The sequence below is a fragment of the Nocardia sp. NPDC003999 genome (genome assembly GCF_053604885.1).
The window spans coordinates 399,263-425,162 of record NZ_JBSGIB010000005.1 but is presented as its reverse complement, the minus strand read 5'-3'; the positions used below and the strand labels follow the sequence as shown (position 1 = coordinate 425,162).

23 protein-coding genes are annotated in these 25,900 nt (G+C 69.5%); 15 read left to right on the top strand and 8 right to left on the bottom strand.

Annotated elements, in window-relative coordinates; all coding sequences use genetic code 11:
* Window positions 1-507 precede the first annotated feature (507 nt).
* Both ACWESM_RS14900 and ACWESM_RS14895 read right to left on the bottom strand, forming a co-directional pair.
* Window positions 508-876: a hypothetical protein gene (locus ACWESM_RS14900; protein ID WP_452492173.1), complete on the bottom strand. Its 369-nt coding sequence runs from the start codon at window positions 874-876 to the stop codon at window positions 508-510.
* A gap of 48 nt (window positions 877-924) precedes the next feature.
* A complete protein-coding gene (locus ACWESM_RS14895) occupies window positions 925-2,070 on the bottom strand; it encodes an epoxide hydrolase family protein (protein WP_452492171.1) in 1,146 nt (381 codons plus the stop codon).
* Window positions 2,071-2,335: 265 nt separating this feature from the next.
* Between ACWESM_RS14895 and ACWESM_RS14890 the strand changes: the two genes are divergently transcribed.
* The 11 genes from ACWESM_RS14890 to ACWESM_RS14840 all read left to right on the top strand — a co-directional run bounded on the left by ACWESM_RS14890 (window position 2,336) and on the right by ACWESM_RS14840 (window position 17,211).
* Window positions 2,336-5,332 (top strand): helix-turn-helix transcriptional regulator, encoded by a 2,997-nt coding sequence (locus ACWESM_RS14890; protein WP_452492169.1) that lies wholly within the window; start codon window positions 2,336-2,338, stop codon window positions 5,330-5,332.
* Between the two features lie 185 nt (window positions 5,333-5,517).
* The gene (locus ACWESM_RS14885; RefSeq protein ID WP_452492167.1) at window positions 5,518-7,311 is read left to right on the top strand and encodes an acyl-CoA dehydrogenase; all 1,794 of its coding nucleotides are present in this window, start codon (window positions 5,518-5,520) and stop codon (window positions 7,309-7,311) included.
* 46 nt (window positions 7,312-7,357) lie between these two features.
* Window positions 7,358-7,969, top strand: a complete 612-nt coding sequence (locus ACWESM_RS14880; RefSeq protein ID WP_356969632.1) for a QsdR family transcriptional regulator — start codon at window positions 7,358-7,360, stop codon at window positions 7,967-7,969.
* Entirely contained in the window at window positions 7,966-8,961 is a 996-nt protein-coding gene (locus ACWESM_RS14875) for a 1-aminocyclopropane-1-carboxylate deaminase/D-cysteine desulfhydrase (RefSeq protein ID WP_364437987.1), read from the top strand. Before ACWESM_RS14880 ends, ACWESM_RS14875 begins: the two co-directional genes overlap by 4 nt.
* 236 nt (window positions 8,962-9,197) lie before the next feature.
* Window positions 9,198-9,953 (top strand): GntR family transcriptional regulator, encoded by a 756-nt coding sequence (locus tag ACWESM_RS14870; RefSeq protein ID WP_452492165.1) that lies wholly within the window; start codon window positions 9,198-9,200, stop codon window positions 9,951-9,953.
* Window positions 9,954-10,181: a 4Fe-4S dicluster domain-containing protein gene (locus ACWESM_RS14865; RefSeq protein WP_039797742.1), complete on the top strand. Its 228-nt coding sequence runs from the start codon at window positions 9,954-9,956 to the stop codon at window positions 10,179-10,181. It abuts the gene before it with no gap.
* 12 nt (window positions 10,182-10,193) lie between these two features.
* Complete coding sequence (locus ACWESM_RS14860) at window positions 10,194-11,621, top strand: ABC transporter substrate-binding protein (protein ID WP_452492163.1); 1,428 nt, start codon at window positions 10,194-10,196, stop codon at window positions 11,619-11,621.
* A complete protein-coding gene (locus ACWESM_RS14855) occupies window positions 11,618-12,478 on the top strand; it encodes an ABC transporter permease (RefSeq protein WP_356969639.1) in 861 nt (286 codons plus the stop codon). Before ACWESM_RS14860 ends, ACWESM_RS14855 begins: the two co-directional genes overlap by 4 nt.
* Window positions 12,475-13,215, top strand: a complete 741-nt coding sequence (locus ACWESM_RS14850; protein WP_452492161.1) for an ABC transporter ATP-binding protein — start codon at window positions 12,475-12,477, stop codon at window positions 13,213-13,215. Before ACWESM_RS14855 ends, ACWESM_RS14850 begins: the two co-directional genes overlap by 4 nt.
* On the top strand, window positions 13,212-15,923 hold the full coding sequence (locus ACWESM_RS14845; RefSeq protein WP_364437997.1) for a fumarate reductase/succinate dehydrogenase flavoprotein subunit: 2,712 nt from the start codon (window positions 13,212-13,214) through the stop codon (window positions 15,921-15,923). The genes ACWESM_RS14850 and ACWESM_RS14845 overlap by 4 nt, the downstream gene beginning before the upstream one ends.
* Before the next feature lie 118 nt (window positions 15,924-16,041).
* Entirely contained in the window at window positions 16,042-17,211 is a 1,170-nt protein-coding gene (locus ACWESM_RS14840) for a MarP family serine protease (RefSeq protein ID WP_397279756.1), read from the top strand.
* A 7-nt stretch (window positions 17,212-17,218) separates the two neighbouring features.
* On the opposite strand, the gene ACWESM_RS14835 is transcribed toward ACWESM_RS14840, so the two are convergent.
* The 3 genes from ACWESM_RS14835 to ACWESM_RS14825 form a co-directional block, all read right to left on the bottom strand.
* On the bottom strand, window positions 17,219-17,812 hold the full coding sequence (locus ACWESM_RS14835) for an NAD-dependent epimerase/dehydratase family protein (protein WP_452492160.1): 594 nt from the start codon (window positions 17,810-17,812) through the stop codon (window positions 17,219-17,221).
* Between the two features lie 321 nt (window positions 17,813-18,133).
* The gene (locus ACWESM_RS14830; protein WP_356965253.1) at window positions 18,134-18,622 is read right to left on the bottom strand and encodes a GNAT family N-acetyltransferase; all 489 of its coding nucleotides are present in this window, start codon (window positions 18,620-18,622) and stop codon (window positions 18,134-18,136) included.
* A gap of 51 nt (window positions 18,623-18,673) precedes the next feature.
* Window positions 18,674-20,371, bottom strand: coding sequence for a GMC family oxidoreductase N-terminal domain-containing protein (locus ACWESM_RS14825; RefSeq protein ID WP_397279762.1), 1,698 nt, complete (start codon window positions 20,369-20,371; stop codon window positions 18,674-18,676).
* A gap of 158 nt (window positions 20,372-20,529) precedes the next feature.
* Between ACWESM_RS14825 and ACWESM_RS14820 the strand changes: the two genes are divergently transcribed.
* A complete protein-coding gene (locus tag ACWESM_RS14820; RefSeq protein WP_355080438.1) occupies window positions 20,530-21,036 on the top strand; it encodes a phosphoribosyltransferase in 507 nt (168 codons plus the stop codon).
* A 126-nt stretch (window positions 21,037-21,162) separates the two neighbouring features.
* On the opposite strand, the gene ACWESM_RS14815 is transcribed toward ACWESM_RS14820, so the two are convergent.
* The gene (locus ACWESM_RS14815; protein ID WP_452492158.1) at window positions 21,163-21,567 is read right to left on the bottom strand and encodes a GlcG/HbpS family heme-binding protein; all 405 of its coding nucleotides are present in this window, start codon (window positions 21,565-21,567) and stop codon (window positions 21,163-21,165) included.
* Between the two features lie 492 nt (window positions 21,568-22,059).
* On the opposite strand from ACWESM_RS14815, the gene ACWESM_RS14810 reads away from it, so the two are divergent.
* The gene (locus ACWESM_RS14810; RefSeq protein ID WP_355080442.1) at window positions 22,060-22,986 is read left to right on the top strand and encodes an alpha/beta hydrolase; all 927 of its coding nucleotides are present in this window, start codon (window positions 22,060-22,062) and stop codon (window positions 22,984-22,986) included.
* A gap of 51 nt (window positions 22,987-23,037) precedes the next feature.
* Here ACWESM_RS14810 and ACWESM_RS14805 read toward each other — a convergent pair whose 3' ends face one another.
* Window positions 23,038-23,628: a TetR/AcrR family transcriptional regulator gene (locus ACWESM_RS14805; RefSeq protein ID WP_364433354.1), complete on the bottom strand. Its 591-nt coding sequence runs from the start codon at window positions 23,626-23,628 to the stop codon at window positions 23,038-23,040.
* Between the two features lie 72 nt (window positions 23,629-23,700).
* Between ACWESM_RS14805 and ACWESM_RS14800 the strand changes: the two genes are divergently transcribed.
* Window positions 23,701-24,513: a class I SAM-dependent methyltransferase gene (locus ACWESM_RS14800; RefSeq protein WP_364433357.1), complete on the top strand. Its 813-nt coding sequence runs from the start codon at window positions 23,701-23,703 to the stop codon at window positions 24,511-24,513.
* A gap of 131 nt (window positions 24,514-24,644) precedes the next feature.
* Window positions 24,645-25,400 carry a ZIP family metal transporter gene (locus tag ACWESM_RS14795; RefSeq protein WP_452492156.1) on the top strand — a complete coding sequence of 252 codons (756 nt, stop codon included), beginning with the start codon at window positions 24,645-24,647 and terminating at the stop codon, window positions 25,398-25,400.
* Between the two features lie 32 nt (window positions 25,401-25,432).
* On the opposite strand, the gene ACWESM_RS14790 is transcribed toward ACWESM_RS14795, so the two are convergent.
* Window positions 25,433-25,888, bottom strand: coding sequence for a MerR family transcriptional regulator (locus tag ACWESM_RS14790; RefSeq protein ID WP_364433361.1), 456 nt, complete (start codon window positions 25,886-25,888; stop codon window positions 25,433-25,435).
* Window positions 25,889-25,900 lie beyond the last annotated feature (12 nt).

Sequence of the window (25,900 nt, the reverse complement as noted above, 5' to 3'; positions counted from 1 at the left end):
CTAAACCAAAAACCTAAAACAAAACAAACCCAAAACCGACAAAAACAGAGGCCGCTAAACTCTTTGGGGGGGGCCCCCCCCGGGGCGCCCCCACCCCATCAACTACTTCGAAACACCCCCTAGTTGCGGACCGGACAACCGAACCGGGACCAGCAGCGCGGGCAGCTTCGACGCGGCCTTCAACGCACCACGTCGACTGATCAGTGGGCTCACAAGAACGTATCGGGCGCGGGCGGTGTGATGGGCTCGGACTGACGTCGATCACCGTCGCCTCGAGCCATACCGCAGTCCACCCCTGCCTCGGGCAGCATGAACCTATGGTGCGAGCACTACGGGATGCGGAGATCACCGAACTGCTGGACGCGGATGTCGTCGCGCGGTTGGTGACCATCGACCCGGATGGCTATCCGCTTCGTGCCGTTGCTCCGCGATGCCGAGGCAATTTACGGCCCGTCGTGACGACGGGCCGGTGGTTCGCGGAGCACGCGACGGTTGCCGACCGGCGGGTCAATGGCGGTCTGGTCGACGCGGATACTTGGAAGGACGCATCCGGCCCGCGAGCCGCAGAGCGTCGACCGCCGCGCATTTCCACGAGCATTCGTTCGCATCGCATTCCAGATGCACCTGCATGAGCGCGTGCGCATCGCCGGGAGCGACTTCCGGGCCGTCTCTCGGCTCTACTGCAGGCCAACCCAACGGCGGCCAGCCCAGCAGGCACAGTTGCTCATGGCCCACGCGTTCGGCGATGTGATAGACGCTCGGACCACGCAACGGCTTCCGCCACCATCGGCTCGCCGCGAGGAAGACAGTCAGCAGCACCGCGACCGCCGCCGCCCCCACCATCAGTGCTGCGCCGAACTCGGACCAGCCGGACATCAAACGCCCACCCCGGCGACGACCGCCTGCCCAAAGGCTCCATTCGGATCAACCGAGCGACCGGAAGAACTCGCGGATGTCGCCGATCAGCAGCTCCGGCACCTCGAGTGCGGGGAAATGCCCGCCGGAGTAGAACTCCGACCAGTGGGTGATGTTGTGGGTGTGTTCGGCGAAGCGGCGGATGGCGTAGTCGCCGTCCTTGAAGACCGCGACGCCGGTGGGTACGGTGCCCTTCGGTTTCGGGGCGAACATGGTGGCGTCGTGGAAGCGTTCGTAGTACAGGTTCGCGACGCTGCGGGCGGTGTCGGTGAACCAGTAGATGCTCACGGTGGTGAGCAGGCGGTCGATATCGACGGCTTGTTCGGGCAGGTCGTTGGCGCTGTCGGTCCACTCGCGGTATTTCTCCGCGATCCAGCCGAGCAGCCCGGCCGGGGAGTCGGCGAGTAACTGGGCGATGGTGTCGGGGCGGGAACCTTGCAGGTTCATGTAGGCCGAGCCGTCGTCCTGGAATTTTTTCATCGCGGCGAGCCGCGCCTGTTCCGCGTCGGTGAGGGCAGCCAGGTCGGCGGGGTCGCCGGTCGGGAAGGTGACCAGTGCGTTGACGTGCACACCGAGCACGTGGTCGGTGTCGATCCGCGCCAGGGCCGGGGCGATGAACGCGCCATGGTCGCCGCCCTGCACGCCGTAGCGGTCGTAGCCGAGGCGAGCCATGAGTTCGGCGAGCGCCGCCGCGATCCGGCCGTCGTTCCAGCCCGTCTCGGTGAGCGGGCCGGAGAAACCGTGGCCGGGCAGCGACGGAATGACCAGGTGGAACGCGGGCGCGTTCGAGTCCGGGTCGGTGAGCGGGCCGATCACGTCGCGGAAGTCGGCCACCGAGCTGGGCCAGCCGTGCAGCAACAGCAACGGTGTTGCGTCCTCCCGCGCCGAGCGCACGTGCAGGAAGTGCACGTTCTGGCCGTCGATGGTGGTGGTGAACTGCGGGTAGGCGTTCAGCTCCGACTCGGCCGCACGCCAGTCGAATTTCTCGGCCCAGTACCCGGCCAGCTCCTTCAGGTACGCCGTCGGCACACCGCGCTCCCAGCCGGCGCCCGGCAGCTCATCGATCCAACGGGTACGCGCCAGCCGCAGCCGAAGCTCGTCCAGGTCGGCCTGCGGAATATCGATACGGAAGGGGCGGATCTCGATGTTCGTCATGCCATTGATATTTCGCGTAACGAGATGGCCGCCGAATCACGAGAAATCACTATTTCCGCGCTTGCCCAGCCCACCGACGAGTAACGCAGAACCCGGGCCGTACCACTATGGCCACGAACCCGCCGGCGCGCTGGTCGGGCCGAGGCCGCGCCCCCGGTCTCGAGTTCGCGAGTGGCACACCACTGCGGCATCGGCCGAGAAGACCTCTCGATGGGGTGCCACTCGCGAACTGGCGTCGAGCGCGCGGTGCGGGCATGATCGCGCCGTGGTCAGCCTTCCGGTGTGCGGCGCGTTTGTGGGGCGGGCCGCTGAGCTCGCGGCGTTGCAGGATGCCTATCGGGACCCGGCGGTGCATACCGTGCTGGTCGGGGGTGAGGCGGGTATCGGCAAGTCGCGGTTGGTCGCGGAGTTCCGGACGCGGCTCGGGGCTCGTACGGTAGTGGCGTACGGAAGGTGCCCGGAATTCGGCGCGAAAGGGGTGCCGTTCACGCCGTTCGTCGCGGTCATGCGCACACTGCTGCGTGACCAGGGCGTGGAGGCGCTCGCGACGCTGCTCCCAGTGCGACCGGCGCTGGCGCGCTGGCTTCCGGAACTGGCGGCGCGGTCGGGCGCGGCGGAGGCCGACACCGACAGGATCCGGTTGTTCGGCGAGATCCTCACCGTGCTGGAACAATTCTCGATGACCAAGCCGCTGTTGGTGGTGCTGGAAGATCTGCACTGGGCCGACGACGCCAGCCTGGAATTGCTCGCCTTCCTGGTGGCCAACATCGCCGAAGGCGATCTGTTCTTGGTCGGCACCCACCGGCCTGCCGATTCCGAGCCGTTGCGCAAGCTGATCGCGAGCCTGCGCCGAGACCCGAGTGTCCGCTTGCTGAATTCAGCACCGCTGACCAGGCACGAGGTCGGCAGGCAATTGGCCGCGCTGCGCGGCAGGGAGCCCGAGCCAGGGACCATCGGGCGGATCTTCGAGCGCAGCAGGGGAATTCCGCTGTACGTCGAGGCACTCGATCCCGCACCGGAGGACACGCCCGCCGAGCTGTCGGAGCTGTTGCTCGATCACCTGTCCGACCTGTCCGATCAGGCCGCGTCGGTGCTGCGGCTCGCGGCGGTGGCCGGGTCACCGGTCCGGCACACCCTGCTGGCGGCCGCCTCCGATCTCCCCGAGGGCGCGCTCGCCACAGCACTGCGTCAGCTGGTCGACCAGCGGCTCCTGGTTTCCACCGACACCGGCTACCAGTTCAGGCACGTTCTCATCCGCGACGCCGTCTACGAAGACCTCCTGCCGGCGGAGCGGCAAGCGCTGCACAGCAGACTTTCCCAAGCCCTGGCTACCCGGCGAAGGAAGCCGGGCGCGGACCGATGCCCGGCCGCCGAACTGGCCTACCACGCGCATGCCGCCGGAGAGCTGCCGCTGGCGTTCGAAGCCGCGTGGGACGCCGCAGCGGAGGCGGAAAGGGTGAGCGCGCATCGCGATCAGGTGCACCACCTGGACCGGGTGCTCGGTTTGTGGGACCGCGTACCGGAAGCGGCACATCGGTTGGACGCCGATCGGCTCGACGTCTTGGCAGCGGTCGTGGCCGCGTGTCATCGCGGCGGTGTAGTCGAGCGCGGCATCGCGGCGGCCGACGAGGCGCTGGCCGCCACCGATGCGCGGATCGCCCCGGAGCGTGCCGCGCGCCTGCATTACTACCGCGCCGGACTGCGCAATCAGAGCAGCGGCGGCGGCGAAGACGACCTGCTCGCGGCGCTGACCTATCTTCCTTCGGACCGGCCGACCCTACTGCGCGGTGAAATCCTCGCCGAACTCGCGGCGGTGCGGGTGTTCAGCGGCGCGACAGCGGCCGAGAACGACGCGCGCGCCGCCGTCGAGGTAGCCGAACAGTTACGTGGTGACCCGCCCGTCGACGACACCTCGCCGGTCACGGCATCGTCGCTCCGCGCGCCGGGCGCGGTCGCAACGAACCCGGGCGGGGGCGTCGAAGCAGAGGACACGGCTGGTGCGGACGCCGCGAGGCACCGGCGGCATTCGAGCGTCCTTCGCGAGGACCGGAGCGCCGCGTCGCTGGCCGCGCGTGCCCACGCCTATCTCGGGCTGGCCGCCGCGAGCCGTCCCGACGTCGCCATGACCCATTTCGAGCAGGCGCATGCCGCCGCTGATGCTGCGGGAAATCCGGGCACCTTGCTGACCGTGGTGCTGTGGGAGACGGCACTGCTGGTGTCGGCGGGCGCCGACGAGGCGGCCATCGCGGCGATCCAGCAGGGGTTGCGCGCCGCGCACGAGAGCTACCGGTTCGCCGAGGCCGCGCCGATCCTGCTGGTCAAGTGGGCGCAAGCGCTCACCGCGCTGGGTCGTTGGAACGAGGCTCTCGATCTGATCGATGAGTCGCTCACCGAGCAGTTGCCCCCGTTGAGCACCGCCGCGCTGCTGCTGTGTCACGCGCGGATCGTGCTGGCGCGTGGAGACGACCAGGCCGCGGCGGCGAGCGCGGCGAGCGCACAGCCGTTGCTCGGGAATCGGCGCTGGGCCAGGCAATATCAAATCCAGCTGCACACCGTGCAGACCGAGATCGCGCACGCGGCGGGGAATCCGCAGCACGCCGCCGAGATCGGCGCCGCGACGCTGACCGCGGACGATCTGCTCGCGCACCCGCACGAGGCATGGGCACTGGCCGAGGCGATCGCCCGAACCCGCTGCGCGCCGATGGTTCTCGACTCCGCTCTCGCGAGGCTGCCGGTGACCACCGCGGTCGACGCCGCGTACCGGAATTCCTGCCACGCGGTGCGCAGCGGCCGTCCCGCCGACTGGGCCGCGGCGGTTTCCTCCTGGCAAGCCCTGGGTCGGCCGTACGAGCTGGCGCGCGCCCTGCTCGAAACCGGGCGAGCGGAATTGGCCGCGGGTGATCGCGCGGCGGCACGCGACGCACTGCGGTCGGTCCTCGGGCTTGCGGACGAGTTGGCGGCGGCGCCGCTTGCCGAGCAAGCCAGACAGCTGGCCGACCGCGCCGGCATCGAGCTCGCCGAAGCCGGGAACCGGCCCGCCACGGCCCGGCCAGCGAGCATCTCGGGCCTGACCCCGCGCGAACTCGACGTCCTACGCCTGGTGGCTACGGGCGCGAGCAACCGGCAGATCGCGGCCGAGTTGTTCATCAGCGCCAATACCGCGGGTGTGCATGTCTCGCGGATCCTCACCAAGCTCGGAGCGTCCAGCCGCACCGAGGCGGCCGCGATCGCGCGAGAACGCGGATTGCTCGGCTGCGGATGATGACCACCGGCGGACGACCGAACTGGAGGACGACCAGCCTGGTGGGAGCGTCGGGGAGGACATCGTCCACGACAGCCGGTCCGGCGGCGCACCCGGATACGCATTCGGCAGGGACTACCGGTCCCGCACCCGCACACTGGCCCGTAAGATACAATAAGTCGAACATGTCTCGAAAGGACTGGCTGATGCGGTCGACCTTGTTGTCCCGGCGCGATCTCGAGTTCCTGCTCTACGAGTGGCTGGACGTCGAAGCGCTCACCAAACGCGAGCGGTACGCCGAGCACTCGCGGGAGACCTTCGACGCCGTGCTCGAGCTCAGCGAGCAGCTGGCCACCAAGTATTTCGCGCCGCACAACAAGCTCAACGACGCCAACGAACCCACCTTCGACGGCGAGCGCGTGACCATCATCCCGGAGGTCGGCCAGGCGCTGGCCGCCTTCGCGAAGGCCGGTCTGCCTTCGGCCGCAATGGATTACGAACTGGGCGGCGCCCAGCTGCCCGCGACCGTCGCGCAGGCGAGTTACGCCTGGTTCCAGGCGGCCAACCCGGGTACCGCGGGCTACCCGTTCCTCACGGTGGCCAACGCGAATCTGCTTCTCGCCCACGGCCCGGAACACGTCGAGAAGTTCGTGAAGCCCATGCTCGCGGGCCGCTTCTTCGGCACCATGTGCCTGTCGGAGCCGCAGGCCGGTTCCTCGCTCGCCGACATCGTCACCCGCGCCGAACCGCAGGGCGACGGCACGTATCGCCTGTTCGGCACCAAGATGTGGATCTCGGGCGGCGATCACGAACTCGGCGAGAACATCGTGCACCTGGTGCTGGCCAAGATCCCCGGCGGCCCCGCGGGCACGAAGGGCATCTCGCTGTTCGTGGTGCCCCGGTTCCTGGTCGGCGACGACGGCGCGATCGGTGAGCGCAACGACGTCGCTCTGGCCGGGCTCAACCACAAGATGGGCTACCGCGGCACGGTCAACACCGTGCTGAACTTCGGCGAGGGCCGCTGGACGCCCGGTGGCGCGCCCGGCGCGATCGGCTACCTGGTCGGCGAGCCGCAACGCGGACTGACCTACATGTTCCACATGATGAACGAGGCGCGCATCGGCGTCGGCCTGGTCGCCACCGCCCTCGGCTACACCGGATACCTCGAGTCGCTCGACTACGCCCGCACGCGCACCCAGGGCCGGGCCAAGCTCCCCGCCGACCCGTCCGCGCCGCAGCGGCCGATCATCGAGCACGCCGACGTGAAGCGGATGCTGCTGGCCCAGAAGTCCTATGCCGAAGGCGCGTTGGCGCTGGTGCTCTACTGCGCGCAGTTGGTCGACGAGCAGCGCACCGCCGAATCCGAGGACGAACGCCGCGCGGTCACCCTGCTGCTGGACATCCTGACCCCGATCGCCAAGAGCTGGCCTTCGCAGTGGTGCCTCGAGGCCAACAGCCTCGCCATCCAGGTACTCGGCGGCTACGGCTATACCCGCGAATACAACGTCGAGCAGCACTACCGGGACAACCGGCTCAACCCGATCCACGAGGGCACGCACGGCATCCAAGGCCTGGACCTGCTGGGACGCAAGGTGACCCAGCACGGTGGCGCGAGCCTGCTCGCGCTCGGGGCCCGGGTGGACGCGACCATCACCGCCGCGCGCGCGGCCGGCGGCGAGGCCGCCGAGCTTGCCGCTCAACTCGATTCGGCGTGGCGGCGTCTGGTCGAGGTGACCGCGGGACTGTTCGCCTCCGGCGACATCGAAGCCGCGCTGGCCAACAGCTCGGTGTACCTGGAAGCGTTCGGGCACACCGTACTGGCCTGGATCTGGCTGGAGCAGTTCCTCGCCACCGCGGACCGATCCGGTGATTTCTACGATGGCAAGCGGCACGCGGCCCGGTTCTTCTATCGTTTCGAATTACCCAAGACCGCACCGGCGCTGGATCTGCTCGCCACCTTGGATACGACCACCTTGCAGATGCGGGACGAGTGGTTCTGAGCACGGCGCGTTTCGATACATGTTCTAAAAGATGTACCATTCCGCGGTGATCGATTCCAGTCAGCGGACCACCCGTCCTCCCGGCCGCCCGGCCTCCGCGACCAGGGAACAGGTCATCGAGCATGCTCGCAGGGCGTTCCTGTCCGGCGAGCGCGTGGACATCCAGGCGATCGCCGGGCAGCTCGGACTCAGCCGCGCCTCGGTCTACCGCTGGTTCGGCTCCCGCGACGGAGTGCTCGGTGCCGTTCTGGCCGGCGAGTTCGAGGCGCTGCTCACCCGCGCCGACGCCCGTCGCCGCTCCACCGGCGCGCGGCGCATCTTGGACGTGCTCTACCGGGTCAACCGCTGGATGACCGACAACGAGCCGTTCCGGCGCTACTTCGAGAACGAGCCGCTGTCCGGCCTGCGCATCCTCACCGCGAGCGACGGGCCGGTACAGCCGCTGGTCGTCGGCACCGTCCAGGAGTTGATCGCGCGCGCCGCCGAAGAGGACGGCTACGATCCGCCGCTGGAACCCGCGCTGCTGGCCTACGCGCTCGTCCGGCTCGGTGAGGCGTTCCTGTACAACGACAACGTCGCGGGCATTCGCGGCGACATCGACCGGCTGCACGAGGTCCAGGCGGCGCTGCTGGGCATCCCCGACGCGATCACACCGTGACCGGGGCACTGCTGCACCAGCGTTTTCCCGAGGTGGCCGACACCTTGCCGTTCGTCCGCCTCGGCACCGCTCCGACGCCCGTCCGCCGGTGCGACCTCGGCACCACGGCCCAGCTGTGGTGCAAGGACGAAAGCGGATACGGCGACGGCGAATGGGGCGGCAACAAGGTCCGCAAGCTGGAGTGGCTGCTGCCGGAGGCACGGCGACGGGGCGCGCGCACCATCCTCACCGTTGGCGGCACCGGAACAAACTGGGGGCTCGCCACCGCCCTGTACGGCCGTGCCCAGGGCATCGATACCGAGCTCGCCTTGGTGGACCAGCCGGTCGACGACCACGTGCGCGCGCAACTGCGGCGGCTGGAGAAATCAGGCGCCGCTCTGCATTTCACGCACACCAAACTGCGCACGATCCTCGCGGCGCCCTGGCTGTATCTGCGACGCGTGCGGGGCGGCACGCGTCCGTACTTCCTGCCCGCGGGCGGATCGTCGCCGGTCGGAGCCTTGGGTTACGTCGAGGTGGCGTGCGAACTCGCGGCACAGATCGCGGCGGGTGAGCTGCCCGAGCCGGGGCACATCGTCACCGCGGTCGGATCCGGCGGCACCGCCGCGGGCCTCGCACTCGGCCTGCGCCTGGCCGGACTGCGCACGCGCGTGGTCGGAGTCGTCGTCAACGACACGCTCCCCCTCGACGCGAAGCACATCGTCCGGCTCGCCGGACGGACCGAGCGTCTGCTCCGCGCCCGCGGAGCGCGCTTCGCGCCGACCGGGCTGCGGCCGGAGGACCTCACGCTGACCATCGAATGGCTCGGCCCCGGCTACGGCCACACCACGCCCGCCGCCGTGGATGCCGCACAGCGCGCCGAACGCGCCGGGCTGCACCTGGAGACCGTCTACACCGCCAAAGCGCTCGCGGCCCTGCTCGCTCTGGATCGCGCGGGCTTCTTCGGCGCCGGGCCGGCGCTGTTCCTCAATACCTACGGTCCGCGACCGTAGATTCGCGCGACGCGGCCCGCGGGACCTCGCTTTCGAATCGCTGTGATCCGAATTCGGCCGCCGTAACCCGACGTGGCGTATTAGCCGTACGGCCGCGCATATCGCCAGGTCGGGCCGCGAGGCTCCCGGCGCAATAACATCCTCTGATTTCTCCCGGCGGCGACGCGGGAAAGCGCGCGACCACAACCACACTATCGTCGCTATTCGTGCAGGTCAGCGATAGAAAGGCGGAGACGGTGGCAGCGGAACCCACGCCGGTGCGGCAGTTGCGCGCCGATCAAGCGCGGCGGGTGGCCGACATCTTGCGCCACCAGTTGCACGCGGGCGCGTTCGAGAACGCGCTGCCGAGCGAACAGGAACTCGCCGCCGAGTACGGCGCCTCCCGCAACACCGTGCGCGACGCCTTGGCGCTGTTGAAGGACGAGGGCTTGATCGACCGGGCGCCGAAAGTGGGCACCCGGGTGGCCACCCGCAAGTACGACCACGGGCTCGACGCTCTGCTCGGGCTGCAGGAGACCTTCAAGGGCCACGGCACCGTGCGCAACGAGGTGCGCGCGGCGATGCACGTCGCCGCGCCGCCCGCCGTCGCGCGCAGGCTCGGTCTCGCGCCCGGCGAGCGCGTGGTCTATCTGGAGCGCCTGCGCTACCTGGCGGATCTGCCGCTGAGCCTCGACCTCACCTACCTCGTGCCCGACATCGGCACCGAGATACTCGGCCACGACCTCGAGCACACCGACGTCTTCGTGCTGCTGGAACGCATCAGCGGCCAGTCGCTCGGCTCGGCCGACCTCGCCCTGGAAGCGGTGCCCGCCGACCCGCACACCGCCTCCACCCTCGACGTCCCCGGCGGCGCGCCGCTGCTGATGCTGGAACGACTGACCCGGCTCGACGACGGCCGTCCGGTCGATCTGGAGTACATCCGCATGCGCGGTGACCGCATCACCATGCGCGGCAGCCTGACCCGCAGCACACCCGAATGGAAGGTCCTCTAGATGGCACTCGTCAACCAGCGCGCCGACATCCCCGTCACCATCGACGAGTCGCTGTGCATCCAGGGGTGCACGCTGTGCGTCGAGATCTGCCCGCTCGACTCGCTGGCCATCAACCCCGAGAACGGCAAAGCCTTCATGCACGTGGACGAGTGCTGGTACTGCGGTCCCTGCGCGGCCCGCTGCCCCACCGGCGCCGTCACCGTCAACATGCCCTACCTGCTCCGCTGATCTGGAAGACCGATGAAAGTGAAACTCGCCCCCGTCCTGCTCGCCGCCGCGCTCGCGTTGACCGGGTGCTCGCTGGAGCAGTCCGACGACACCCCCGCCGGCACCGTCAAGGTGGTCGTCGGCTACCAGTCCAAGACCATCAACACCGTCACTGCGGGCACCTTGCTGCGCGCGCAGGGCTACCTCGAGCAGCGGCTACAGAAGATCACCGACAACGGTGGGGCGAAGTACCAGGTCGAGTGGCAGGACTACGACACCGGCGCGCCGATCACCGCGCAGATGGTGGCCGAGAAGATCGACATCGGCTCCATGGGCGACTACCCGTTGCTGATCAACGGCTCTCGCACCCAGGTCAACGAGCGCGCGCGGACCGAACTGGTGTCGGTCACCGGGTACAACCCCAAGGGCGCGCTGAACATGGTCGTCGTACCGAACGATTCGGCGGCCACCGGCATCGGCGACCTGGCGGGCCAGAAGATCTCGGCCAGCGTGGGCTCGGCCGGGCACGGTACGCTGGTGCAGGCGCTGTCCCGGGCGGGCATCGATCCGGCCAAGGGCGTTGAAGTGCTCAACCAGCAGCCGCAGGTCGGCGCGACCGCCCTGGAATCCCACCAAGTGGGCGCGCTGTCCCAATTCGTCGCGTGGCCCGGTCTGGTCGTCTTCCAGAACAAGGCCAAGCTGCTCTACGACGGCGCAGAACTCGGCGTGCCGACCTTCCACGGCGTGGTGGCCCGACGCGCGTACGCCGCCGATCACCCTGAGGTCCTGCAGGCGTTCCTGGCCGCGCAGTTGGATGCCACCCAATTCCTGCAGGAGAAGCCGTTCGAAGCCGCCGAGATCGTCGCCGACGGGTCCGGGCTGCCGCAGGAGGTGGTGTACCTCTACAACGGTCCCGGCGGAACGAGTTTCGACACCACGCTCAAGTCGAGCCTGGTCAACGCGCTCAAAGGTGATGTGGCCTACCTGAAGTCGATCGGCGACTTCGCCGACCTCGACATCGATCGGTTCGTCGACGACGGGCCGCTGCGCAAGGCGTACACGGAGACCGGACGCGGCGACTACGACCGCGACCTGGCCGCCACCGCCAACCCGACCCGGGTCACCGGCGCCGACCCGATCTGCGGCAAAGCGGCGGAGAACCCCGCGCTGGCCGGCGAACTGTGGGTGGACGGCGCGGCGAAGCCGCAACCGGCCGCGGACCCGACCTGCCTGCTGCGCGCTGTCCAGGCCGCGAAAGCGCAGGGCCGGACGATCCGCGCCGCCTACGTCCCGGACACCGAACTCGGCACCCGCTGGTTCGCCGACAAGTCGATCTGGTTGCGCGACGGCGCCGCCTACCTGCCCTTCACCACCACCGCGGCCGCGCAGCGCTACCGGCAGGCGCACCCGTCCGCCACGCCGGTCGGCTACGACCAGGCCGTCACGGAAGTACGCGGATGACCAGCGAACTGGCCGCACCGGCAGTGCGGGCCGCGGCCGAACCCGCCGCCACCCGATCGGCGGCCACGCCGGCGTTGCGATCGGCCTGGCGCTCGCGCCTGCTGCGGGTGGGCTCGGTCGCCGCCGCGGTCGGACTGTGGCAGCTGCTCACGGTCAACAACGTGCGGGCGGCGGGCCTGCGGTTCGACACGCTGCCGACCGTCACCGAGATCGTCGCCGAATTCGGCACGCAGTTGCGCTCCGACCAGTACTACCTGGACATCGCGCAGTCGCTGATCCGGATCGTCACCGGCTTCGGGCTGGCCGCGGTCATCGGCGTGATCGCGGGCATCGGACTGGGCCGGTCGCGGCTGCTCGCCGACACCTTCGGCCCGCTGGCCGAACTCGTCCGCCCGATCCCGGCCATCGCCCTGGTGCCGGTCGCGATCCTGCTGTTCCCCAACGACGAGTCCGGCATCGTGTTCATCACGTTCACCGCGTCGCTGTTCCCGGTGCTGGTCAGCACCAGGCACGCGGTGCGCGCACTGCCCACGATCTGGGAGGACGCGGTGCGCACGCTGGGCGCGTCCCGGCTGGACGTGCTCACCCGCGTGGTGTTCCCCGGCATCCTGCCCGGCGTCTTCAGCGGGCTGTCCGTCGGCGTCGGCGTGGCGTGGATCTGTCTCATCTCCGCGGAGATGATCTCCGGACGCCTCGGCGTCGGCTACCGCACCTGGCAGGCCTACACCATCGTGGACTATCCGGCGGTGTTCGTCGGCATGATCACCATCGGCGTCCTCGGTTTCGCGACATCGGGGCTGGTCGAGCTGGCCGGCCGCCGCATAACCCGCTGGCTGCCCAGGGAGGTCGAAGCATGACCACAGTGATCGACGCACCGGCATCGACCGGAATGGCCTTGAGTCTCAGCGGTGTCCGCATCGCCTATAGCGGCGAGCCGGTGCTCGACAGGCTGAACCTGTCCATCGCGCCGGGCGAAATTCTCGTCGTGGTCGGCAAATCCGGCTGCGGCAAGTCGACGTTGCTGCGCGCGGTCGCCGGACTGCGGAGGCCGGAGGACGGAGCCATCCTGGCCGACGGCGACCACGTCACCGGGCCCGCGGCCGACCGTGCCTTGGTGTTCCAGGACGACGCCCTGCTGCCGTGGCGCACCGTGCGGCAGAACATCGAACTCGCCTTGCGCCTGCGCGGCACACCGCGAGCCCAGCGGCGGGCCACCGCCCTGCACTGGGTGGACGAGGTCGGGCTCACCGGCTACGCCGACTACCTGCCGCGCGACCTGTCCGGCGGCATGCGCCAGCGCGTCCAGCTCGCGCGCAGCCTGGCCGCCGCGCCGCGCGCCGTGCTGATGGACGAGCCCTTCGGCGCACTGGACACCCAGACCAGGGAAACCATGCAGCGCCTGCTGATCCAGACCTGGCGCGCCCACCCCACCACCATCGTCTTCGTCACCCACGACCTCGACGAGGCCCTGCTGCTCGGCGACCGCATCGCCGTGCTCGGCGGCGGCACGCTGCGGGCGCTGGTGCCGGTGCCCAGCCCGAGGGACGCGATCGACCGGGCCGCGACGAAGGCCGAGATCCTGGAGAAACTGTGAACATTCCGCCGCTATCGGAACGGATTCGGCTGGACTGCGACGTGCTCGTCATCGGCGGCGGCACGGCGGGCACGATGGCCGCGCTCACCGCCGCCGAGCAGGGCGCGAACGTGCTGCTGCTGGAGAAGGCGCACGTGCGGCACTCCGGCGCGCTGGCCATGGGCATGGACGGCGTGAACAACGCCGTGATCCCGGGCAAGGCCGAGCCGGAGGACTACGTCGCCGAGATCACCCGCGCCAACGACGGCATCGTCGACCAGCGCACGATCTACCAGACCGCGACGCGCGGCTTCGCCATGGTGCAGCGGCTGGAACGCTACGGCGTGAAGTTCGAGAAGGACGAGTACGGCGAGTACGCCGTGCGCCGAGTGCACCGGTCCGGCTCGTACGTGCTGCCGATGCCCGAGGGCAAGGATGTCAAGAAAGCGCTGTATCGCGTCCTGCGCCAGCGCAAGATGCGCGAGAAGATCCGCATCGAGAACCGGCTCATGCCGGTGCGCGTGCTCACCGACAACGGACGCGCCGTCGGCGCCGCCGCCCTGCACACCCGCACCGGCGAATTCGTTGCCGTCGGTGCGAAAGCCGTGATCCTGGCCACCGGGCCGTGCGGCAGGCTCGGGCTGCCCGCCAGCGGATACCTGTACGGCACCTACGAGAACCCGACCAACGCGGGCGACGGCTACTCGATGGCCTACCACGCCGGGGCCGAACTCAGCGGCATCGAATGCTTCCAGATCAACCCGCTGATCAAGGACTACAACGGCCCGGCCTGCGCCTACGTCGCCAATCCGTTCGGCGGCTACCAGGTCAACGCCGAAGGCGAACGCTTCGTCGACTCCGACTACTGGTCCGGCCAGATGATGGCCGAGGTCAAGCGCGAGATCGAATCCGCGCGCGGTCCCATCTACCTGAAGGTGTCGCACCTGCCCGACGAGACGCTGAGCACGCTCGAAGGAATCCTGCACACCACCGAGCGACCCACCCGAGGCACCTTCCACGCCAACCGCGGCCACGACTATCGCACCCACGACATCGAGATGCACATCTCCGAAATCGGTTTGTGCAGTGGCCATTCCGCCTCCGGCGTGTGGGTCGACGAGCACGCGCGCACCACGGTGCCCGGCTTGTACGCGGCGGGCGATCTGGCGTGCGTGCCGCACAACTACATGATCGGCGCGTTCGTCTTCGGCGATCTCGCCGGTGCGCACGCCGCGTCCACCCTGGACGAGGTCGCCGCGCCCGCCGAGTTGCCCGAGGACCAGCTGGCCGCCGCCCATGAGCTGATCTACCGGCCGCTGCGCCAGCCGGAGGGGCCGCCGCAACCGCAGGTGGAATACAAGCTGCGACGTTTCGTGAACGACTATGTCGCGCCGCCCAAGACGGCGACCAAGCTGGCCATCGCGGTGGAGACCTTCGACCGGATGCGCGGGGAGGTCGAGGGCATCGGCGCGCGCACCCCGCACGAGCTGATGCGCGCGGCGGAGGTGTCGTTCATCCGAGATTGCGCCGAGATGGCCGCCCGCAGCTCACTGACCAGGACCGAATCCCGTTGGGGCCTCTACCACGAGCGCGCCGACCTACCCGAACGCGACGATGTCGAATGGCGATACCACCTCAACCTGCGCAAGAACCCCGACGGAACCATGGCGTTCCTGAAGCGGCCGGTGGCGCCGTACCTGGTTCCGGTGCCCGGGCTCGACGACCTGCCCTCGGCCGATGCCGAGGTGGTGCCGGTGCACCAGCCGCACCAGGTCGTCGGCCGTGCGCCGCACACCGGCGGCGGCGCTGAGCACGATCGCACCGCGGCCGGTTCGCCGGCGCAGCCCGCCACTCCCCCGTCTCCCCGGATCGTCGCGCTGCTCGCGCTCGACGAGCCCACCGTGGAGCAATTGTCCAGCTATCTGACCGATGCCGACGCGGGCGTGCGGGCCGCGGCGATCTCGGTGCTGACCGAGCACACCCCGGAGGACTTCGCGACCGCCCTCGGCGACGCGCTGGACGACACGGCGGCCTCGGTCCGGCGCGCCGCCGCGGCCAGCCTGCGCGAACTCGTCGAGGTGTTGCCCTCGGCGGCAGGACTTTCCGACCGGCTCGGCTCGGCCGACCCCGTCGTGCGGTCCACGGTGATCGATCTGTTGCGCGCCCTGCGGGCAGGCGAACCCGCGCACTACCGCGCGGCGTTGGCGGACGAGGATCATCGCGTCCGCATCGAGGCGGTCCGCGCGCTGGTCTCGCTGAACGATCGGGACGGCGTCGCCACCCTGGCCGCCGACGGCAACCGGGAAGTGCGGATCGCGGTCGCCCAAGGCTTGGCCGCCATCGGCGACGGCGGGGCCGAGGTGATCCGCCGCCTCGCCGACGACCAAGACCCGCTGGTCCGCGCCGCGGCCCTGACCGCGTTCGCGCAGCTGGGCGCCGAGCCGGCCGACGTCACCGCGCTGGCGGGCGCCCTGCGTCACTCGGCCTGGCAGATCCGGGTGGGCGCGGCGCGCGGGCTCGCGGGTGCCGACCCGGACCTCGCGGTGCCGATCCTGGCTGCGGCACTGCACGATCCGCATCTCGACGTCCGCAAGGCGGCGGTGCTGTCGCTGTCGGCGTGGCCGGACCTGCCCGCCGCGCACGACGCGCTGCGCGCCGCGATCGACGACACCGATGCCGACGTGCGCGCGTATGCCCGGCGAGCGCTGGCCACCCAGCCGACGGCCTAGCGCGGCGTGGTTGCCGCAGCTCGAATCGCTGATTAGATTAGCGGCTCGACCGTTGCCGACTCGTCGGCCGTGACACAGCCGGATGGCGACGGGGCGGCCGACGACGAATCCGTCGCCGTTGTCCACCAGCAGCGACGGGAGTATGGCGTTGACCTTGCCGAACTGGCTGGATCTCGCCGTGCTCACCACCGTCGTGGTGGCCGCGGTGCTCGGCTGGCGTCGCGGCGCGATCGTGGGACTGCCCGGTTTCGCGGGCGCCTTGGCAGGAGCGATTCTCGGCGCGGCGCTCTCGGCCACGGTGTTCGGTCAGCTGGCTCCCGGCGCCGTGCGGCTCCTGCTCGCGCTGACGGTGGTCGCCGGGTTGGTCGCGTTCGGCGCGGTCGCCGGGCACCGGGCCGGACGAGCCGCCCGCGCGACGGTGTCCGATCCCGTCGCGCAACGCGCCGACGCCGTCTGCGGATGTCTCGCCTACGCGCTCGCGGTGCCGCTGGTGGTGTGGCTGTTCGCCGCACCGCTGGAATCGTCCGCCCTGGTGCGTGATTCGACGACCGTGCGGACCGTCGACGACGTCGCGCCGTTCTGGCTGTCCGGACTGTCGGAGGTGCTCACCGGACCGATCGTGGACGCCGGGCTCGGCCGCCCGCTCGCGCCGCCCGATCCGGGCATCGTCGCGGGACCGATGCCCGCCGCACTGCGCCAGAGTGTGCTTCGCGTCCAGGATCTCGCGCCGACCTGCGGCGTGCGCCAGTCCGGCTCCGGATTCGTCATCGCGCCGGAGCGCGTGCTGACCAACGCGCACGTCGTCGCGGGCTCCAGCAAAGTCTCCGTCGACACCGCGGCCGGATCGCTCACCGCGACTGTGGTGCGGTTCGATCCGACCATGGACATCGCGGTGCTCGCCGTCCCCGGGCTCACCGCGCCCGCCCTGACCGTCGCGCCCGAACCGGCCGATCCCGGCGACGACGCGATCGCGCTCGGCTACCCCAGGGGCGGGTCCTACACCGCGTCCGCCACGCGGGTGCGCGGCCGGGCCGAACGCCAGGTGCGCGACATCTACCGCACCGGTGTCGGGGAACGCGAGATCTACACCTTGGACGGTTCGATCCAGCACGGCAATTCCGGCGGGCCACTGGTCGACCGCGACGGCCGGGTGCTGGGCATCGTGTTCGGTGTCGACGAGAACAACAGCAATGTCGGATTCGCCACGAGCCTGCCGGAAGTCCTCGACCGGCTCGACCACGGGTGGCGCTCCGACCGCCCGGTCGACACCGGCCCCTGCGCGTCCTGACCGCCGGTCAGGACGCGTCGGCGATGATCACCACACCGCTCGAGGCATCCAGCAGCGGAATGGTCCGCTCCGCGGCATCGTCGACATGCACGCGCGGGTGCGCGGGCAGCTCGGTCTCGTAGTAGGTGCCAGGACCGTAGAACTGGCCGTACTTCACCACCACGCCGTCGAAGTCCAGCACAGCCGCTTCGTGCTCCTGGATCACCGCGCCCCGGCCCGCGGCCGGCTCCCACGCGATACTCTGGGCGAGAAAGCGTTTCGCCCCGGCCGCCCGCGCGGCGGCGATCAAGTTACGGGTGCCCTCGGTACGGATGCGCGCGTTCGCCTCGGCCCGCTCCGGCAGCAGCGCCGCGTCGTCCGGCAGGTCCGTGAGCTGATGCATCACCATGTCGGGCCCGAACCCGACCACGGCGGCGGACAGGGCGTCGGCGTCGTACACATCGCACACCACCGGCTCGGCCCCCAGCGCCCGCAAAGGATCGGCCTTCCCCGCCGATCGGGTCATCCCCGCGACCTCGTGCCCCGCCTCGATCAACAGCGGAAGCAAGCGGACTCCGATAACGCCGGTCGCACCGGCCAAGAAGATGCGCACAGTGTTCATTTTGCAGCGCCTGCGGCGCTGCGTGTTCGCGGCCCCCTCATGGCTCGCGTCCGAGCGACCGCCGCTGGCGACTTCGTCGCGGACGCGGCGGCCGCTCGGACGCGAGCCGGGCCGCGAACGGCGGATGCTCGGTCTCGCTTCGCTCGAAAGACGTGGTGCAGGTGCGCGGGGCGCGTCGGTATCAATGCTGCGACGTCGCGCGCGGTTGAAGTGACCGGGCTGCGCGTGGTTTGCCGCTCATGCAGTCGCATCTCGGACGCGAGCCGGGCCGCGAACGGCGCATGCTCGGTCTCGCTTCACTCAGTCGCGGAGACACTGGCTTCAGCCGCAGCGAATCCAAGCGGTGGCCTCGTTGCCGTTCAGGGCGTAGTCGATTCCGCGTGCGGTCAACAGGCGGAGTACGGGAATGTTGTCCGGCGTCGTGCTCACGAACAGCCCCGAGTAGCCCTCGGCGGTTGCCCGCTCGATCAATGCGGCGAACACGGCGGTGCCGATTCCCGTGCCTCGGCGGGAGCGGCCGAGCCAGACTCCCGCCTCGGCTGCGCCGTCCGAGGCGGGCAACCGGCACAGTCGTGCCGCGCCGACCACCTCGCCGTCCACCCGTATGCCGTAGGTCGACTCGACGGGCTGCTCCGCCAGCGCGCGGCCGCGGTGGAAGGCTCGGAAATCCGCCTCTCGGTCGGCATTCCAGCTCGCGTCCGGCGCTTCCACCGGCATGACCTCGCCAGGATGCGCGTCGGCCACCGCGGTGTGCAGCAGATCGGTGAGCAACGCTTCGTCGAGCGGTTCGAGGACGACATGGCGGGGCATGCGCTGATCCTGGCACCGGGACCGGCCGCACGCGACCGGTTTTCCGCCCGCTCAGACCGGGGTGATCGGCAGGCGCAACGCGCCGGGCGCGGCGACCGGAACCACCGGGTTCTTCGGCTCGATCGGCGCGAGCCTGCGGTAGGCCGTACCGAGAGGTGGACGCAGGTCGTCCTCGCCTTTGTTCGGCCACAACGACATGGCGCGTTCGGCTTGGGCGGTGATGGTCAGGGATGGATTCACGCCCAGGTTCGCCGAGATGGTCGAGCCGTCGGTGATGTGCAGGCCGGGGTGTCCGTAGACCCGGTGGTAGGCGTCGACGACGCCCGACTCGGCCGAGTCGCCGATGGCGCAGCCGCCGATGAAATGGCCGGTGATCGGGATGTTCATCAGTTCGGTCCAGCCACCCTGCGGCAGGCCGCCGATCTTCTCCGCGATGCGCCTGGTCACCTCGTGTCCTTCCGGAATCCAGGTCGGCGGTGCGGCGCCGTCGCCCGGCTTGGTCGTCATGCGCCTGCCGAACAAGCCGCGCTTGGTGTAGGTGACGATCGAGTTGTCGACGTTCTGCATGACGAGCACGCCGATGCTGCGCTCGGACCAGCGGCGCGGGCTGTGCAGCCGGACGAGGTGGCGACGGTGCGCGATCAACTCCCGCACGCCCAGCCACCAGCGCGCCCTGCCCTCATGCCCGTCCACGAGCACGGTGGCCAGCAAACTCATCGCATTGCTGCCCTTGCCGTAGCGGACCGGCTCGATGTGGGTGTGCTCGTTGGGGTGGATGGACGAGGTGATCGCCACGCCCTTGGTGAAGTCGGTGTCCTTGCGCAGCGACCGCGCGGCCAGCACGGCTTCGGAATTGGTGCGGGCCAGATGCCCCAACCGCGACGAGACGTGCGGCAGACTGCCGTTCTCGCGTAACCGGTGCAGCAGTTTCTGGGTGCCGAGCGCGGCGGCCGCGAAGATCACCTGGTCCGCGATGAACGTCCGCTCGCCCTTGCGCGCCCACCGCCCGGTCCGCACCGTCCGCACTTCGTAGCCGCCCTCCGGTCGCGGCCGCACGTCCGTCACCGTCGTCAGCGGATGCACCGTGGCTCCGGCCTTTTCGGCCAGGTAGAGATAATTCTTCACCAATGTGTTCTTCGCGCCGTGCCGACAGCCGGTCATGCACTCGCCGCAGTGGGTGCAGGTCGAGCGCGCCGGCCCGACGCCGCCGAAGAACGGGTCGGCGACCTGCTTTCCCGGCCGAGAACCGTTGTCCGCGAACAGAACCCCTACCGGCGTGCGGCGATAAGTGTCGCCGATGCCCATGTCCTGCGCGACTTCGCGCAGGATTCGATCGGTCGGAGTGGTCGCCGGATTCTCGGTCACACCGAGCATTCGCCTCGCCTGGTCGTAGTACGGCGCCAGCTCGGAACGCCAGTCGGTGATGTGCGCCCACTGCTGGTCGCGGTAGAACTTCTCCGGCGGCTCGTACAGCGTGTTGGCGTACACCAGCGACCCGCCGCCGACTCCCGACCCGCTCATGATGAACGTGTCGTTGAGCAGGGTCATCCGCTGGATGCCGTAGCAGCCGAGTTTCGGCGCCCAGAGATACTCGCGCAGATGCCAGGAGTTCTTCGCGTACTCGTGGTCGGCGAACCGCCGGCCCGCCTCGAGCACGCCGACCCGGTATCCCTTCTCGGTCGCGCGCAGCGCGGCGACGCTGCCGCCGAAGCCGGAACCGATGACGAGCACGTCGTAGTGGCTGTCCATGCGCTCGAGCGTATGGCGGCGAACACACAGGCCGGACGAGAGATACGGACGTGATATCGAGATTTCCGGCCATCTTGCCTCCGGCTTCCCATGGCAGTGAGCAACCGCCCGGGAAACCTGCGCGGCCACTCGTATGCTCGCTGCGTCGCGCCAGCGAGATGGGAGAGCCTGTGACGGATCGCGAAGTACTGACCTGGGAGTCGTTCGGTTCCGCGAGCCGGGAACTCGCCGCGACCATCGCCGCTGACGGCTTCGAGCCCGATCTGATCCTCTCGATCGCGCGGGGCGGGCTGTTCGTGGCGGGCGCACTCGGCTACGCCCTGGACGTGAAGAACCTGCACGTGATGAACGTCGAGTTCTACACCGGCGTCGACCAGCGCCTGGAGTTGCCGGTGATGCTGCCGCCGGTGCCGCAGGCGGTGGATCTGGCAGGCGCCACCGTGCTGGTCGCCGATGACGTCGCCGACACCGGCGCCACCCTGAAGCTGGTGCGCGACTTCTGTTCCGGCAAGGTCGCCGAGGTGCGCTGTGCGGTGATCTACCAGAAGCCGTGGTCGGAAGTCGACAGCGAATACGTGTGGCGGCGCACCGACCGTTGGATCAATTTCCCGTGGTCCACCGAGCCACCGGTGGTGCGACGGCAGCCGCGCGCGCTCGACGCCTGACCGCTGGGCATGCCCGCCTCGGTCGCAGCGGCCTCGAAGGCGCGCAGGACAAGCCCCGTCCGATCGCTTCCGGTGGGCTGCCGCCGAAGAACGCGCCCGTGTCACCGGATGGAGGGCAGTGAGCGATCAATTCAGTTGAGCGACAGCGATTGCGCCGATCTTGTGATCGGTGATCGAGGAGGCCGCGCCGGATACTCCGAGCGCACCGAAAACCGTACCGCGGATCCGGATGAGGACGCCACCGCCGTTGGGCACCAATGCGTGGGCGTCCGGTCGCCGAGGTTCGCCGAACAGCGACTGTTCTCGCGGCGCGGTGGTCACGTGCACGGTGTCGAACCCCAGCGCGATGGCCGCCTCCGCCTTGTGTTTCGCGATTTCGCTCGCCCGCGCAGGCGCACCGTCCATCCGCGCGACGGCCACCACGATTCCGCCGGGTTCCACCACTGCCAGCGACACGGCCTCGCCGAGTCCGGTCGCCGCCTCGCGGGCCGCGGCGAGGACCGAGTCTGCCTGGTCGAGCGAGATCGCCATGCGACCATTCTCGCCCCGCACCGGATCGGCAGCGCGCAACGGCCCGGTCCTACTGCGGGATCCCGACGACTGGGCTCCCGGTCGCGACACGCCGCATTTCGAACACGCCGAAGGTCCGTCGCATAGCAACTGTCGAGCTACCATTAGAGCGAGGCGCTCACCAGCGTTTCCCCGACCGGCGATTCGTCGCCCGACCGGGCCACAGCAGCCGGCCGACGTCGGTGCGCTGCCCACACCACTCGCACCGGTGGGCAGCCCGGACTTCCCAGGTTTGACTGGAATGGATCCGGTAGCCAATACGGCGCAACGTAGGATGAATTCGCGATCATGGGCGCGGAGGCGCATGCCGGGAAAGCGAATCGTACTGAACTACAAATGAATTGGATCTCGTTTTCGAGCGAGGAACGGGTAGGAGGTATGCGGGTGGGCGCAGCGGCGCGGTCCGGAAAACAGCGGGGTATTCGCGGTCGAATGAGGAAGACTGGCGCTGTCATGGCAACAGCCGTGCTCATGTCGTCCCTCGGGGGAGCCGTCGCTACCGCCGCGCCGATCCACGCGCCGATATTGCGCGCACCGGCGCGCGGTTTCAGCGAGCTCTCCGTGCCGTCCAGCATGGGACCGATCAAAGTCCAGGTCCAATGGGCGGCCCGCGGCGGAAGCGCGGCGCTCTACCTGCTCGACGGCCTGCGCGCGCCCGCCGACCACAGTCAGTGGACGACCGATACCGACGCCTTGGCCCAATTCGCGGACGACAACGTCACCCTGGTGTTGCCGGTCGGTGGCCACTCGAGCTTCTACACCGACTGGTACCAGCCGAGCAGCACGAACGGCCAAGAGACGACGTACAAATGGGAGACCTTCCTCACCCAGGAACTGCCCGCCTACCTCCAGCGGTTCGGCGTGTCGCGAACCAACGATGCCGTCGTCGGCGCCTCCATGGGCGGCAACGCCGCGCTGATCCTGGCCGGATACCATCGCAACCAGTTCAAGTTCGCCGGATCGTTCTCCGGGTTCCTGCACCCGACGTTCCCGCTCTGGAACGAAGCGATGCGCGCCGCCATGCGGGACGAAGGCAATTTCAATGTGGACGACATGTGGGGGCCGGTCGGGGACCCTGCCTGGAGCCGCAACGACGCCACCGAACAGGCCGAATTGCTGCGCGGACTGCCGATATACGTCTCGACCGGCAACGGGCTGCCCGGCCCGCTCGACGTGCCGTTCGGAGTCGGGAACACGGTCAACGCGATGGGCCTCGAGTCGATGACGACGATCGCCGCCCAGATGTTCCGTGATCGGCTCGCGGAACTCGGGATGACCGCCCGCGTCGACACCGTCGACGGGACACACACCTGGCCCTACTGGCAGCAAGCACTCGCGACCGCGCGTCCGATGATCCTCGACGCGCTCGGCGCGCACTGACCGAGCCCCGACGCCGAGCACCGGGCCGGAGACTTCACCTCGGCGCTCGCACTAGCCGGACAGTACTCCCGCGACGACCGCGCTCACCGCGCCGCCGACCGCCTCACGCGAGGGCGGACCGGCGTCCCGATCGGCGAACAACAGGTGCGCGGTCCCGATCAGCATGGGGGCGAGCGAGTCGACGTCGGCGGTCGCGGCGATCCGGCCGAGGTCGCGTTCGGCGGTGAGGTACCCGGCGATCATGGCGGTCGCTTCCGCGAGGACGGGGACGCCGGTCGGCCGGTCGCGGCGCAGGCGTGCGCGCAATTCGTCCCGGAACGTGATCAAGCCGACGATGGCCGTGGTGACCGGGCCGAACACGTCCGTCAGCGCGGTGGTGAGGTGCTCGACCACGGCGCCGCTCCCGGCGGATTCCCGCAGAGCGGCAGCCCGTCGCTCGATCTCGACGATACGGGCGGTCACCAGTTCGGCGAGGAAGTCGTCGAAGTCGGTGAAGTGCCGGTGCAGAACGCCTTTGGCGCAGCCCGCCTCCGCGGTGACCGCCCGGCTGGTCAGCGCGCTCGGCCCGGCGCGGAGCAGGATCCGGTCGGCGGCGTCGAACAACTGCTCGCGCACGTCGCGGAGGGCGACTCCGGTGGGCATACGGGTGCCTCTTTCCGTTCGGATCGGGCCCACCCGTTGCCGAGTGGGCGCATGCCCATTTAAAGTGGGCGCATGCCCACTATACCTTCGCCGGAGGAAACGCCGCACCGGCACCGGCAGATCGCGGAGTCCTTCGGGGTGAATGCCGAACGCTACGACCGGACCAGGCCCAGCTATCCCGAAGCCCTGATAGAGCACATCGTTTCCATCAGTCCCGGGCGCGCGGTCCTGAATGTCGGCTGCGGCACCGGTGTCGAAGCCCGGCAGTTCCAGGCGGCCGGTTGCACGGTGCTGGGGGTCGAACCGGATCCGCGGATGGCGGAATTCGCACGGGGCCGAGGGTTGGAGGTCGACGTGGCGACCTTCGAAACCTGGGACGGCGCAGGCCGCGTCTTCGATGCGGTCATCGCGGGAACGGCTTGGCACTGGGTCGATCCGGTCGCGGGGGCGGCGAAAGCGGCGGAGGTTCTGCGTCCCCGAGGCGTGCTCTCCGCATTCTGGCATGTGTTCCATCTCCCGACCGAGGTGGCGGAAGCGTATGGCGTGGTGTACCGGCGGGTGGCGCCCGACTCGCCGTTCACCCTCCAGCCGGGCACGCGAGCCTTGGAGGTGTACCGGCAGATGCTGGACAAAGCGGCCGAAGGCATCCGGGAGACCGGTCGATTCGAAGATCCACTGGAATCGAGTTTCCAGTGGGAGCGCACCTACACCCGCGACGAGTGGCTCGATCAACTTCCGACGCACGGCTCCATGACCCGCCTCCCGGAGGACAAACTGACACAAGTGCTCGACGGTGTCGGCGCGGCGATCGATGCGATGGGCGGGAGTTTCACCCTGCCCTACACGACGGTGGCGATCACCGCGACGCGCACCGCCACACCCTGACCCGATGCGCCGCCCCTTCCCCCGCTGTTCCTGGGCTTCGTTTCCGTCCCGGCGGGTGCGGGTAGCTCGGACAGGTGGCCGGCGATGATCCGCGCTGGTCGACGCGTTCCGAGCGGTGAGGAGACGGTTGAGTGTCGGGGTTGTGGGCTGCGGGCGGATGGGGATTACTGGCCGGATCCGCCCTGCTGATAGGCGCTCTCGTGGGATTCTGGGCGCGCGTTCCCACGAAGATCGTGGCCAGCGTGATGGGATTCGGTAGCGGAGTACTGCTTTCGGCGGTGTCGTTCGAGTTGATCGCCGAGGCGCACGAGAAGGCCGGACTGCCGCCCACCGCCCTCGGCGCGGTGGGCGGCGCGGGGATCTACACCCTGGCGAATGTCGCCCTCGCCCGCCGCGGCGCTCGCCACCGCAAGCGCTCGGGAGACCAGCAACCCAGCGAATCCGAGCAGTCCGGCTCGGGCACGGCCATCGCGTTGGGCGCGCTGCTCGAGGGTGTACCGGAGTCCATCGTCATCGGGGCGAGTTTGCTCGGCGGCGAAACCGTCAGCGCGGTCACCGTGGCCGCGGTGTTCATCAGCAATATTCCCGAAGGGCTGTCCAGCGCGGCCGGTATGCGCCGCGCGAACCGCAGCCCGCGCTACGTGTTCAGCTTGTGGGCTGGGATAGCGGTGATCAGCGGTGTGGCCGCCATGGCGGGCTACGGACTGCTCGGTGACGCCGCGCCCGCCGCGCTGGCCGCGATCACCGCACTGGCCGCGGGCGCGATCCTGGCCATGATCACCGACACGATGATCCCGGAGGCCTTCGAGGACGCCCATCTGTGGGTCGGAATGATCACGGTGGCCGGGTTCCTCACCGCCTTCGCCCTGTCCCAGCTCGACCACTAGCCCTGTGGTGCAAGCATTTCGGAGCCGATTGCTCAGCGTGCGTCGGCTCGGCGGTCGGGCGCCCACAACCGATCGGCGTCGCCAACGGCGAGCCTGCCGCGGTAGACGTCGATCTTGTGGTCGATGAGGTCGAGGTTCTCGTGCAACTCGGCGATCTTGGCTGCCACCTCGGCGCGATGCGCCTCCATGAGGGCGAGCCGCTCGTATTCGTTGCCGCGCCCGGCGGCGACGAGTTCGGCGTAGCGGCGGATGGTTTTGATGGGCATGCCGGTGGCCCGCAGCTTGGTGCAGACGGTGATCCAGTCCAGGTCCAACTGCTGGTAGCGCCGCCAGCCACCGGCCGCGCGATCGACCGGGGTGACGACCAGGCCCGCGCGTTCGTAGTAGCGCAAGGTGTGCACGCTGACCCCCGTCCGCCGGGCGGCCTCGGCGATGCTCATACCTTGCTGTGGCGGACCGGATTCCGGCTGCGGCTTGACTTCGAGCACGCTCTAGAATTT

Excerpts from the sequence above, each read along its gene's own strand:
- ACWESM_RS14900 (WP_452492173.1), bottom strand. The coding sequence starts at position 876 with ATGTCCGGCTGGTCCGAGTTCGGCGCAGCACTGATGGTGGGGGCGGCG.
- ACWESM_RS14895 (WP_452492171.1), bottom strand. The coding sequence starts at position 2,070 with ATGACGAACATCGAGATCCGCCCCTTCCGTATCGATATTCCGCAGGCC.
- ACWESM_RS14885 (WP_452492167.1), top strand. The coding sequence starts at position 5,518 with ATGCGGTCGACCTTGTTGTCCCGGCGCGATCTCGAGTTCCTGCTCTAC.
- ACWESM_RS14865 (WP_039797742.1), top strand. The coding sequence starts at position 9,954 with ATGGCACTCGTCAACCAGCGCGCCGACATCCCCGTCACCATCGACGAG.
- ACWESM_RS14860 (WP_452492163.1), top strand. The coding sequence starts at position 10,194 with ATGAAAGTGAAACTCGCCCCCGTCCTGCTCGCCGCCGCGCTCGCGTTG.
- ACWESM_RS14855 (WP_356969639.1), top strand. The coding sequence starts at position 11,618 with ATGACCAGCGAACTGGCCGCACCGGCAGTGCGGGCCGCGGCCGAACCC.
- ACWESM_RS14850 (WP_452492161.1), top strand. The coding sequence starts at position 12,475 with ATGACCACAGTGATCGACGCACCGGCATCGACCGGAATGGCCTTGAGT.
- ACWESM_RS14835 (WP_452492160.1), bottom strand. The coding sequence starts at position 17,812 with ATGAACACTGTGCGCATCTTCTTGGCCGGTGCGACCGGCGTTATCGGA.
- ACWESM_RS14830 (WP_356965253.1), bottom strand. The coding sequence starts at position 18,622 with ATGCCCCGCCATGTCGTCCTCGAACCGCTCGACGAAGCGTTGCTCACC.
- ACWESM_RS14825 (WP_397279762.1), bottom strand. The coding sequence starts at position 20,371 with ATGGACAGCCACTACGACGTGCTCGTCATCGGTTCCGGCTTCGGCGGC.
- ACWESM_RS14820 (WP_355080438.1), top strand. The coding sequence starts at position 20,530 with ATGGGAGAGCCTGTGACGGATCGCGAAGTACTGACCTGGGAGTCGTTC.
- ACWESM_RS14815 (WP_452492158.1), bottom strand. The coding sequence starts at position 21,567 with ATGGCGATCTCGCTCGACCAGGCAGACTCGGTCCTCGCCGCGGCCCGC.
- ACWESM_RS14810 (WP_355080442.1), top strand. The coding sequence starts at position 22,060 with ATGGCAACAGCCGTGCTCATGTCGTCCCTCGGGGGAGCCGTCGCTACC.
- ACWESM_RS14805 (WP_364433354.1), bottom strand. The coding sequence starts at position 23,628 with ATGCCCACCGGAGTCGCCCTCCGCGACGTGCGCGAGCAGTTGTTCGAC.
- ACWESM_RS14800 (WP_364433357.1), top strand. The coding sequence starts at position 23,701 with ATGCCCACTATACCTTCGCCGGAGGAAACGCCGCACCGGCACCGGCAG.